Consider the following 12,267-nt stretch of genomic DNA (forward strand, 5'->3'; position numbering starts at 1 on the left):
CACTCAGCCTTCCGGAACGAGGAAGATCGCAGCGAGCGGCGGGATGGTGAGGCGAAGCTCACCGCCTTCGGCGTGAACCTCGCCGATATTCCCGACGTTGCTGCCGCCATAATGGGCAGAATCCGAGTTGAGCACTTCCTTCCATTTTCCGCCGAAGGGCACGCGCACGCGATAATTCTGGTAGACGTTCGGCGAGAAGTTGAGGATCACGAGGCAGCGCGCGTGCTCGTCGAATCCCTTGCGCAGCCAGGCGAACACGTTGCGGCTGGCGTCGTCCGTGATCAGCCATTCGAACCCGGCCTGGTCGCAATCCATCTGGTGCAGCGCGGGTACAGCGCGATACAGCCGGTTGAGATCGCGGATCAACGCCTGGATGCCCGCATGGTACTTGTATTCCAGCAGGTGCCAATCGAGCGACTGGTCGTGATTCCACTCCCGGCTCTGCGCAATTTCCGCGCCCATGAACAGCAGCTTCTTGCCGGGATGACCGAACATGAAGCTGTAATAGGCGCGCAAATTCGCGAAGCGCTGCCACTCGTCGCCGGGCATGCGGCCGAGGATCGAGCGCTTGCCGTGCACGACCTCGTCATGCGACAGCGGCAGGATGAAGTTTTCCGAGAACGCGTAGTGCAGGCCGAAGAGGATCTCGCCGTGGTGGTGCTTGCGGTAGATCGGGTCCTTGCTGATGTAGCTCAGCGTGTCGTGCATCCACCCCATGTTCCACTTGTAGCCGAACCCGAGCCCGCCGAATTCGACCGGGCGCGAGACCTGCGGCCAGGCGGTTGACTCTTCAGCTGCGGTCGTTGCCTGCGGGAAGCGTGCGAACACTTCCGTGTTGAAGCGCCGCAGGAAGTTGATGGCCTCGATGTTCTCCCGGCCGCCATACTGGTTGGGAACCCATGCGCCCGGGGGGCGGCTGTAGTCGAGATAGAGCATGGACGCCACCGCATCGACGCGCAGGCCGTCGATCGCATAGCGCTCCAGCCAGAACAGGGCGTTCGACACCAGGAAGTTCGTCACCTCGGTGCGCCCGTAATTGTAGATCAGCGTGCCCCAGTCGAGGTGGCGGCCCTGGAGCGGGTTGGCATGCTCATAAAGCGAGGTGCCGTCGAAATGGCCGAGCCCGTGCGGATCGTCCGGGAAATGGCCCGGCACCCAGTCGAGCAGCACGCCGATGCCTTCGCGATGGCAGGCGTCGACCAGCGCCGCGAAGTCGTCGGGCATGCCGAAGCGGCTGGTCGGCGCATAGAGTCCGGTCGGCTGGTAGCCCCACGAGCCGTCGAATGGATGCTCGCTGACGGGCAGGAATTCGAGATGAGTGAAGCCCATGTCGCGGGCGTAGGCCGGCAGTTGCTCGGCCAGCTCGCGGTAGGTCAGCCATTCATTGTCGTTCGTGCGTCGCCAAGAGCCGAGATGGACCTCGTAGATCGACATCGGCGCCGACAATGAATTGATCCCGTCAGGCGCCGGGCGCGGCCGAGGCAGGTGCGCTTCGTCGAACACGATGGAAGCCGTCTTCGGCCGTACCTCGCTCGCAAAGGCCATCGGATCGGATTTCAACGGCAGCAGGTGGCCGTGCGGGCCGATGATCTCGAACTTGTAGTGATCGCCCGTCTTCGCATGCGGGATGAACAACTCCCAATAACCGTTGCCGCGCACCCGCATCGGATGACGCCGCCCGTCCCAGAAGTTGAAATCGCCAACCACCGACACGCGCCGCGCATTCGGCGCCAGCACGACGAACCCGATGCCGTCGACGCCCTCGAGCCGCATCGGATGGGCGCCGAGCTTGTCATAGATGCGCTGATGGGTACCTTCGCCGAGCAGGTAGAGGTCGAAGTCGGTCAGGATCGGGGGAAAACGGTAGGCATCCTCGAACTCGACGACGTTGTCGCCGAACCTTGCGCGGAGTTGGTAGTGCTTGGAGCCGTTTGGCAGGGCGCCGATGAACAGCCCGGAATCGTGGACACGGTCCAGCGGTGCAACCTCGCCATGTTCGCCGACCGCTTCGACATTGGTGGCCTCGGGCAGAAATGCGCGCACCACGCTCCTGCCGTCCTCCGGGTGCAGCCCGAGATAGTGGAAGGGATCGGAGTGGCGGCCCTCGATGATCGCATAGGCCTCGGCAGGCAGTTTAGGCATGGGCTTCGCTCTCGGCACTGGATAAAATGCGAAGCAGTCCGGTCAGCGGCGCATGGAGCCCCTCAGGCCGATGGGACAGCTCGTACTCGACTTCGTCGAACGCTTGATCAAGCAGGAAGAATCGTAACAGGGCATCCGCGGATTGCCGGTCTTCCGGCCATACTCTTCGATCGGTCATGGCTTCGCGATAGGCGGACAGGAAGGTCGCGGTGGCGCGCCCGCGCCATTCATCGAGCGCAGCCGCGAGCCGGTCCTGCTCGTCGGAGGCGCCGGTGAGCGCGCGGCTCAGTGCTGCGTTCACGGAAAGGTCAATCGAGTGGATCATGCCGGCGACGTCGCGCGCGGCGGGCAGCTTGCGCCGCTTGCTCGCCAGCGGTCGGCGCGGATCGCCGTCGAAATCGATGATGAAGATATCGTCCTTCACGATCAAAGTCTGCCCGAGCCGGAAGTCGCCATGATGACGGATGTTCAACCCGGCGATGTCGGATGGCAAGAGTGCATTCAGGCCGTCGAATAGGCCCGCGCGTGCCGCGATGAGCCGGTCGATCAGGGGGCGGTCCATCTCCCGAAGCCCGTCGCGGCTGTCGGCCAGCCGCTCGAGAACCCGCTCGGCACGCGCCCTCAGGTCGGACACCCAGGCCTTGATCTGGGCGGAGCCAATCGGCTCCGGGGCAAGATCATCTGCATCTGCCGCTGCCAGAGCGACGTGCAACTCGGCGAGCCTCCGGCCAATCTGCGCGACGAAATGCAGATAGGGAGCCTGCTCCTGCGTCTCGCGGAGCGTCTCGCCCGCCGGCATTACCCGTTGCTCGTCGATATAGCGATCGAGGTAGCCCGTGCTCACGGTCCAACCGTCGCCCTGGTTCTCGACATAAGCATGCAGCACGCCGAGTGCGCTGCGCTGGTTGCCTTCGACAAGCTCGACGCTGCCGAGCAGCGCCGGCGTGTTGGCGAAGCGCGCGACCTCGGTGAGATAGTGTCCGATCTCGATCTCCGGGCTGATGCCGCTTTCGAGCCGGCGGTAGATCTTGGCGACATACTGGTTGTCGACCAGCGCAGTGCTGTTGGACTGCTCGATCGCGCGGACCCGTTCCGGCTCCTTGATCGTGTAATCGGCGAAGCGGCTGGTCGGCTTGAACTCCAGCCGCAGGTTGTTCTCTTCCACCACCAGATTCTGCGACAGGTTGCGCAGTAACAGGCCGATGAAGATCTGGTCGGTCGCGACGTCGAGCAGCGTGCCTTCGCGCGCGCCCTGGCGCACGGCGGCCAGCGCCCTCGGATTGAAACGTTCGCGGTCGAAGCGTACCCACTCGATCTGCAGCGGCAGCACGTAGCGGGTGGCCGCGTCCGCCTGCCCGCTCTCGAAGAACGCGATCCACGGCCGGTTATCGCCGATGTCGCAGAACGGCACCGCCGAGGTCAGCGCGGTCTTGATGTGCTTGGGGTTGTGCTCGGGATACCACCTCGTTCGCGACAAGAATCCCGGCAGCACGTCGCGCTCGAACACGCCGCGCTCGCGGGCGAGAGAAACCCAGTTCGAGTTCACCGGCACCACGAGCGTCTCGAACTCCGGCACCGCGCGCGGCGTCACCGGCTCGGACTTGTCGCGCTCCTGAAGCTGGAACCAATAGAACCCGTAAGGCCCCAGGGTGATCATGTACGGCAGTTCGCCGATCGCTGGGAAGCGGGTGCGGCCCAGCATCTCCTGCGGAATGCGGTCCTTCCACGGCGACAGATCGAGCTCGGTCGCCTGCGCGGCTCGCGACAGATTGGCGACGCAGAGGATCACCTCGTCGCGGTATTGCCGGACGTAGGCGAGCACGGCGCGATTGACGGGACGGATGAACGTCATGGTGCCGCGGCCGAAGGCCAGCGTCGACTTCCGCACCGAGATCAGCCGCTTGGTGGCGCTGAGCAGGGACGACAGGCTGCGCGACTGCGCCTCCACGTTCACGGCCTCATAGCCGTAGACGGGGTCCATGATCAGCGGCGCGTACAGGCGGGCCGGATCGCAGCGCGAGAAGCCGCCGTTGCGGTCGGGGCTCCACTGCATCGGGGTGCGCACGCCGTTGCGGTCGCCGAGATAGATGTTGTCGCCCATGCCGATCTCGTCGCCGTAATAGATGATCGGCGTGCCGGGGAACGACAGCAGCAGCGAGTTCATCAGCTCGATCTTGCGGCGGTCGTTGTCCATCAGCGGCGCGAGGCGCCGGCGAATGCCGACATTGATGCGGGCGCGTGGATCGTTGGCGTAGGTGGTCCAGAGATAGTCGCGCTCGACGTCGGTGACCATCTCCAGCGTCAGCTCGTCGTGGTTGCGCAGGAACAGCGCCCATTGGCAGCTTGCCGGAATGTCCGGCGTCTGGCGCAGGATATCGGTGATGGGGAAGCGGTCCTCCTGCGCGATCGCCATGTAGATGCGGGGCATCAGCGGGAAGTGATAGGCCATGTGGCACTCGTCGCCGCGGCCGAAATATTCCTGCACGTCCTCCGGCCACTGATTGGCCTCGGCCAGCAGCAGCTTGCCCCTCGAATACGCGTCGAGCTCCTGGCGCAGCCGCTTGATGATCGCATGCGTCTCGGGCAGGTTCTCGTTCGAGGTGCCCTCGCGCTCGCACAGATAGGGAATGGCGTCGAGCCGGAAGCCGTCGACGCCGGCATCCAGCCAGCGCTTCATCACCTGGATGATGGCGCTGACCACGCGCGGATTGTCGAAATTGAGGTCCGGCTGGTGCGAGAAGAAGCGGTGCCAGTAGAATGCCCCGGCCTCGGGATCCCAGGTCCAGTTCGACTTCTCCGTGTCGGTGAAGATGATGCGCGTGCCCTGGTACTTCTGGTCGGTGTCGCTCCAGACGTACCAGTTGCGCGCGCTGGAGCCCGGATGGCTGCGCCGCGCGCGCTTGAACCATTTGTGCTGGTCCGAAGTGTGGTTGACGACGAGCTCGGTGATGACGCGCAAGCCGCGCTTCTGCGCTTCCTGGATGAAGCGCTTGAAGTCCTTCATCGTCCCGAAATCGGGATTGACCGAGCCGTAGTCGGCGATGTCGTAACCGTCGTCGCGGCCCGGCGACGGGTAGAACGGCAGCAGCCACAGCGCGGTGACGCCGAGCTCCTGGAGATAGGGCAGCTTCTCGGTCAACCCGGCAAAATCGCCGATGCCGTCATTGTTGCTGTCGGCGAAGGCCTTGACGTGAAGCTGGTAGATGATGGCGTCCTTGTACCAGAGCTCGTCCACGATCTCGGCAGCTTCAACCTTCTTGGTGTCGACGGAAGACAGAACATTCATGGCGTGAACCCTTACGCCAGGCAGCGGAACAGAAGGGCCGGATCGCGATCGGGATCGATTCGCAACCTGATCCCACCCCATTCGCTGCGGGACTGTTCGCCGGTGAGGAGGTTTTCGAGTGCCGTCACATGGTGACGCTGTCCGCCGGCGTCAACCATGACGTCGCCGAGGGGCAGCCAGCATTCTCGCACGTCGCGCGACAGCGCGACCACGATGACGACGGTGTTGCCGGGCCCGGCTGCCTCCTTGACGAAGGCGATGGTCTCGCCGTCCTCGATGCCAAGAAAGCGCAGATTGGCCGTCTGCTGCAGCGCTGGGTTCTCGTGGCGGACGCGATTGAGAGCGGCAATGTAGGGCTTGATGTTACCCGGCCTGTCCCAGTCGCGCTGCCTGATCTGGTACTTCTCGGAGTCCAGATATTCTTCGCGGCCGGGAAGCGCCTCATGCTCCAGCAGCTCGAACCCGCTGTAGATGCCGTAATTGCCGGAAAGCGTCGCCGCAAGCGTGATGCGCGACTTGAAAGCCCAGCTCTCGCCGCCCTGCAGATGATAAGGCAACAGGTCAGGCGTGTTCACGAACATGTGCGGCCGGTAGAAATCGCGTTCCGGATGGCGCGTCAGCTCGCCGAGATATTGCTCCAGCTCCCACTTCGAGGTGCGCCAGGGGAAATAGGTGAAGGACTGCGCAAAGCCGATCTTGGCGAGGCCCTTCATCAGCTTCGGTCGTGCATAGGTCTTGGAGAACAGGATCACCTCGGGGTGGCGGCGGCGAATGTCGCGGATCAGCCATTCCCAGAACGCAAGCGGCGCAGTGTCGTGATTGTCGATGGCGAAGATCGTCACGCCATGGTCGATCCAGAACAGCATGGCATCGCGAAAGGCATTCCAAAGGCCTGCCCTGTCGACGGAGCCGAAATCGGGGATGACGATGTCGGAATAGGGGCCGTCCGCCGCCCGTATCGAGCGGTCCGGCCGCCATTTGAACCATTCCGGATGCTGCGTCAGCCAGGGATGGTCCGGCGAGCACTGCACGGCGAAATCCAGCGCGAGCTCGAGGTCATATTCGAGGCAGGTCGCCACCAGCGCGCGGAGATCCTCGATCGTGCCGAGCTCGGGATGCAGCGCATCGTGGCCGCCCGCGGCCGAACCGATCGCGTAGGGTGATCCGGGATCCCCTTCACTCGCCACCGGCGCGTTGTCGCGGCCCTTGCGGCGAGTGTGGCCAATGGGGTGGATCGGCGTGAAGTAGAGCACGTCAAAGCCCATGGCGGCGATGTCGGGCACGCGCGCGATGCAGTCGCGCAGCGTGCCGTGCCGGCCCGGCGATGCACTCTGGCTCCGCGGCATCATCTGATACCAGGCGCCGAAGCGCGCCTTGTCGCGGTCGATCGTCAGCGGGAAGGATGGCGAACGCGTCAGGTCGGGCCGCGACTGGCTCTCGGCCATGGCCTGGCCCAGCTCGGTCGTGAGCAGGGGGGTGACGTCCCCGCTTTGAAGATAATCCTCGCACCGCCTGATGATGATTGCGGCGGCATCCTGCCGTGCGCCGTGCGCCTTGGTCAGCAGGCCGGCGCCCTCGATCGCATCGAGGCTGATGTCGGCCCCGGTGCGCTGCTTGCGCGCCACCGCGCGCGACCAGGTGGCGAACTCATCGGTCCAGGCTTCGATCGCGTAGATATATTGGCCGGGCTCAACGGGCGTGAATGCGCCGGACCAGCGGTCATTGCCGTGATGGGTCATCGGCTCGCTCCGCCATTCGCGGTCCTGCTCTTTCCGCCAGATCAGCGCAGCGGCGATCACCGCGTCACCGCCGCGATAGATGTCGGCCCAGACCTCGACCGGCTCGCCTGCGATCCGCTTCGCGGCGAAGCGGCCGCCGTCGATCGAGGGATAGACGTCCTCGATGAGGAAAGTGCCGCCGGCCGCAGCACTCTCGACAGTTTGAATTGTCTTGTTCACGGTGATGCCATTGACAAGAAAGCAGGAGCCCGTTTCCCTTGTCGGGAATCCACGCTTGGTACCATGATAGAAAGCCGCTTGTGTGTCATTGGTTCCGTTGGGAACGGCAAGCGCAGTCTGCGAGTTACCCCTGACTAACCTCTTCCGCGAGTTCGTTAAAATCAATACCCTTGGCCGAACAATGGCCTGCAAGCTGCGTGCCGAATGGATCTTTTAGCTCAAGCCCGGCTCAAGGGCGTTCAGTCCGAATTCATCGACGCCCTCGGCAAGCTGCGGGTGACCGCGCCCGAGGCGCTCAAGTCCATCCTCGACGCCCTGCCGGAGAAGCGGGTCTATCGCTTTGTCAGCGGTCCGGTCGTGGTCCGTGCGCTGGGACATCCGCGCACGGAATTGGCGGCCATCGGTGCGCCGCCGCTGCAATGGAAACTCCTTGGCAACGGCAATGTGATCGCGACAGGCGAGACGCGTGAGCCCGTCATCGCCTGGCCCGCCGCCCTGCCGCTCGGATATCACCGCTTGACGCTGACCGATGCCGAAGGCGTGACGGAAGAGGTGCCGATGATCGTGGCGCCCGAACGCTGCTTCGGTGGCGATTTCGACCGCGGCTGGCTGCTCGCCGTACAGCTCTACAGCGTCCGTTCGGACCGCAATTGGGGCATCGGGGATTTCACCGATCTTGCGGGCCTGGTCAGGCTCGCCAAGCAGCTCGGGGCCGACGGCGTGGGGCTCAATCCGCTGCATGTCCTGTTCGACGACCGCCCGGCTGATTGCAGCCCCTATTCGCCGAACAGCCGGCTCTTCCTCAATCCTCTCTACATCGACGTCGAGGCTATTCCCGAATTCTCCGCCGAGCTCGTGCCCAACGCAGCCGTGACCGCGGCTCGTCTGCGCGAAGGTGACCGCGTCCCTTACACCGCCATGGCAAACTTGAAATGGCTGGGTCTGCGCGGTGCCTTTGAGCGTTTCGTGACAAGCGCGAGCGACGCGCGTCGCAAGGAGTTCGACGCCTTCCGCGCCGCCCGGGCACCGCTCCTGTCCCGCTTCGCCTGCTTCGAGGTTCTGCGACATCGCTTCGCCGTGCCCTGGTGGGAATGGCCGTCGGAGTGGCAACGGCCGGATGAAGCGAAATGTGCCGAGCTGCGCAAGGGGCCCGACAAGCGGGAGGTCGAGTTCGTCGAATTCGTGCAATGGACGGCTGACAGCCAGCTGCATACGGCCAAGGAGCTGGCCGGTCAGCTCGGCATGCGGGTCGGGCTCTATCTCGATGTTGCGGTCGGCGTGCAATCCAACGGCTTCGATGCCTGGAACGAGCAGACGGCGATTTCCCGCCAGCTCGCCGTCGGTGCGCCGCCCGACGTGCTCAACACGATCGGCCAGGACTGGGGCCTTGCCGGCTTCAATGCCGGCGGCCTGGAAGCGCAGTCCTTCGTGCCGTTCGCCGACATGCTCGCGGCCTCGATGCGCCATGCCGGGGCCATCCGGCTCGACCACGTGCTCGGCCTGAAGCGGCTTTATCTCGTGCCGCGCGGCTTCAAACCCGACAACGGTGCCTATGTCGAGATGCCGTTCGAGGCACTGCTGGCAGTGGTGACGCGCGAGAGCGCGGCCCATAGGTGCATCGTGATCGGCGAGGACCTCGGCACCGTGCCGGAAGGCTTCCGCGAGACGATGCAGGATTTCGGTATCTGGTCCTATCTCGTCATGATGTTCGAGCGCGACGATGCCGGCCATTTCCGCAACGTCGATCACTACCGGCCCAATGCGCTGGTCACGCTGAACACGCATGATCTGTCGACCTATGCCGGCTGGCGTTCGTTCGGCGATCTCAAGATGAAGCGTTCGCTCGGGCTCGATCCCGGCGAGAACGATCAGGCGCGCTGGGATGCGCTCGGCAGGCTGGACGAGATCCTGCGCCAGAACGGCATCAGGGCGAACGATCTCTATTCGGTGCTCGCCTTCCTGTCGCGCACGCCCTCGCGGCTGCTCGCAGTATCGCTGGAAGATCTCCTGGGTGTGGTCGATCAGCCAAACATTCCCGGCACGATCGACGAGCATCCGAACTGGCGCCAGCGTCTTCCGGTCGCGCTGGACAAGATCGCGTCCAAAGTCGATCTGGCAGCTTTGAAGGCCGCGACACGGGAACGGTCGTTGCCCGGCGGAAATTGAACAGGTTGGACGGCTTTGTCTCAGAGGATCGAGGACTATGCGCTGATCGGCGATTGCGAGACCGCGGCGCTGGTCGGGCGCAACGGCTCGATCGATTGGCTCTGCTGGCCTGCATTCGATTCCGATGCCTGCTTTGCCGCCATCCTGGGCACGCATGAGAACGGGCGCTGGCTGATCGCGCCGAGCGAGGGTGCGACCGCCATCTCGCGGCGCTACATCGGCAACACCCTGATTCTCGAAACGCGTTTCGAGACGATTGGCGGCACCGTCGCCCTGATCGACTTCATGCCGCTGCGCGGCAAGGCGTCCGACATCGTGCGGCTGGTTCGCGGCGTCGACGGCACGGTGAAGATGCGGATGGAGCTCGTCATCCGGTTCGGATTTGGCGCCAACATTCCCTGGGTGCGGCGTATTGACCACTCCCTGATGGCGATTGCCGGCCAGGACCTGATCGTGTTGCGAACACCCGTCGAGACCCGCGGCGAGAATCTGACGACCGTTGCCGAATTCGAGGTGAAGGCCGGCGAGACGGTGCCCTTCGTGCTGGCCTACGGTCCCTCGCACCTCGATCCGCCGGCGCCGATCGATCCGGAAATCGCTCTCCAGGAGACCGAGAGATTCTGGCAGGATTGGTGCGGCCATTGCACCCGCGACGGCGATTATCAAGAGCTCGTGTTGCGTTCGCTGATCACGCTGAAGGCCCTGACCTTCGCGCCGACCGGCGGCATCGTCGCGGCACCCACCACTTCCTTGCCGGAGAAGCTTGGCGGCAGCAGGAACTGGGACTACCGCTTCTGCTGGCTGCGCGACGCCACCTTCACGCTGCTGGCGCTGATGAACTCTGGCTACACCGAGGAGGCCCTGGCCTGGCACAATTGGCTACTGCGTGCGGCCGCCGGTTCGCCGGCGAAGATGCAGATCATGTACGGCATCTGGGGCCAGCGCCGGCTGCTCGAATGGGAGGCGGGCTGGCTCGGCGGCTACGAGGGCGCGCGGCCCGTGCGGGTCGGCAATGCCGCGCATGCGCAGCTCCAGCTCGACGTCTACGGCGAATTGATCGACGCCTTCCACCAGTCGCGCATGGCCAAGCTCGAGCTCGACGATGAGACTTGGGCGCTGGAATGCGCCGTGCTCAATCATTTGGCCGAGGTTTGGGACCGGCCCGATCACGGGATCTGGGAGCGGCGCGGCCAGCCCAGGCACTACGTCTTCTCCAAGGTGATGACCTGGGTCGCCTTCGACCGCGGCATCAAGAGCGCAGAGACGTTCGGCTTCAAGGCGCCGCTCCTGCACTGGCGCACCTTGCGCGATGCGATTCATCGCGACGTCTGCAACAGGGGCTTCGACGCGGAGGAGAACGCCTTCGTCGAATCCTACGGCTCGAAACTGCTTGATGCCAGCGTGCTGCTGCTGCCCGAGGTCGGGTTCCTGCCGCCTTCGGATCCGCGCATTCGCGGCACCATTGCCGCCGTGGAGAAATGCCTGATGCGCGGCGGCTTCGTGCTGCGGCACGATCCGCGCGAGCTGCCAGCGGACCAGCCGCCGCTCGAAGGTGCGTTTCTGGCCTGTAGCCTGTGGCTCGCCGATGCCTATGTGCTGTCAGGCGATCTCGACAAGGCGCAGGAATTGTTTGACCGAGTGGTCGGCATTGCGAATGACGTCGGCTTGCTGGCAGAGGAATATGATTCAGACGCCCGACGTCAGACCGGCAACTTCCCGCAGGCGCTGACCCACATCGCCCTGATCAACACCGCACATAATCTGTCGGCGGCAAGGCAAGGCAGCGAGAAACCGGCGGTGCAGCGGTCGAAGTGACTATGACAGAAATAAAAGCTATCGACCGCACTCACTCGCAATGACGCCAGGGTTGACGCTCCAGCTAACCCACCCCATTCCGCATCAGGATCATCTCCATCGCCTCGGCAAAACCGTCCTGCTCATTGGTCGCGGTGACGTGCGTCGCCTCGTCCTTCACGTTTTCGGCGGCGTTGCCCATTGCGATCGAGACACCGCTGACGCGGAACATGGCCAGGTCGTTCTGCATGTCGCCGATGGTGGCGACCGCGTCGGTCGAAACGCCGAGGCGCTTGGCCATGGCCTGCACGAAGGTGCCCTTGTTGAAGCCGGGCGGGGTGATGTCGAGATAATAGGTTTGCGAACGTACCGCGGTCGCCGCGCTGCCGAGGGCTTCCTGCATGACCTTCTCGCACGCCTCGAGGCGGGGGGCGTCGGCGCTGGCGCCGACGATCTTGCAGGCGCCGGCAAGGTACGGCGACAGGTCAGTCACGATGGTCGGATCGGAGCGGATCGTGTGCCGCTCGTGCGCGACGTACTTTCCGTCCGGATTGTCGATCAGCCATTTGTCGGTGGTGAAGAGCCAGACGTCGGCGCCGAACTCGCGGAGGATCTGCAGGGCCCGCTCGGCCGCAGCCGCGGGAATCAGGTGCTGCTCGACCGGCCTCATCTCGGGATCGATGATCGAGGAGCCGTTGAACGGACCGACCGGCAGCCAGAGTGCCAGCGGCTCGATCAAGAAGCGCATGCCGATCGCGGGCCGGCTGGAGGTGATGGTGAAGCCGATGCCGGCCTGGTGCAGCCGCTGCACGGCGTTCTTCGCACGCTCCGTCAGCGTCTTGTCCTTGGTCAGCAGCGTGCCGTCGACATCGGACACCACGAGTGAGATTTGCGTCATGGCCAGACCTTGGAAATCATCAG

6 protein-coding genes are annotated in these 12,267 nt (G+C 64.3%); 2 read left to right on the top strand and 4 right to left on the bottom strand.

Annotated elements, in window-relative coordinates:
- Positions 1-3: 3 nt before the first annotated feature.
- Genes glgB through K408_RS0115185 form a run of 3 tightly spaced genes read right to left on the bottom strand, consistent with a single transcriptional unit; the run spans position 4 to position 7,386 of the window.
- The gene (gene glgB, locus K408_RS0115175) at positions 4-2,142 is read right to left on the bottom strand and encodes a 1,4-alpha-glucan branching protein GlgB (RefSeq protein WP_024339402.1); all 2,139 of its coding nucleotides are present in this window, start codon (positions 2,140-2,142) and stop codon (positions 4-6) included.
- A complete protein-coding gene (treS, locus tag K408_RS0115180; protein ID WP_024339403.1) occupies positions 2,135-5,428 on the bottom strand; it encodes a maltose alpha-D-glucosyltransferase in 3,294 nt (1,097 codons plus the stop codon). Before treS ends, glgB begins: the two co-directional genes overlap by 8 nt.
- A gap of 11 nt (positions 5,429-5,439) precedes the next feature.
- A complete protein-coding gene (locus K408_RS0115185) occupies positions 5,440-7,386 on the bottom strand; it encodes a maltotransferase domain-containing protein (protein ID WP_024339404.1) in 1,947 nt (648 codons plus the stop codon).
- A 204-nt stretch (positions 7,387-7,590) separates the two neighbouring features.
- Here K408_RS0115185 and malQ point away from each other — a divergent pair, with 204 nt between their 5' ends.
- Both malQ and K408_RS0115195 read left to right on the top strand, forming a co-directional pair.
- On the top strand, positions 7,591-9,552 hold the full coding sequence (gene malQ / locus K408_RS0115190) for a 4-alpha-glucanotransferase (protein ID WP_024339405.1): 1,962 nt from the start codon (positions 7,591-7,593) through the stop codon (positions 9,550-9,552).
- Positions 9,553-9,567: 15 nt separating this feature from the next.
- The gene (locus tag K408_RS0115195; protein ID WP_024339406.1) at positions 9,568-11,367 is read left to right on the top strand and encodes a glycoside hydrolase family 15 protein; all 1,800 of its coding nucleotides are present in this window, start codon (positions 9,568-9,570) and stop codon (positions 11,365-11,367) included.
- A gap of 64 nt (positions 11,368-11,431) precedes the next feature.
- Here K408_RS0115195 and K408_RS0115200 read toward each other — a convergent pair whose 3' ends face one another.
- Positions 11,432-12,244, bottom strand: a complete 813-nt coding sequence (locus K408_RS0115200; protein WP_024339407.1) for a Cof-type HAD-IIB family hydrolase — start codon at positions 12,242-12,244, stop codon at positions 11,432-11,434.
- Positions 12,245-12,267 lie beyond the last annotated feature (23 nt).

It is taken from the genome of Bradyrhizobium sp. in8p8 (assembly GCF_000426845.1).
GTDB lineage: Bacteria > Pseudomonadota > Alphaproteobacteria > Rhizobiales > Xanthobacteraceae > Bradyrhizobium > Bradyrhizobium japonicum_C.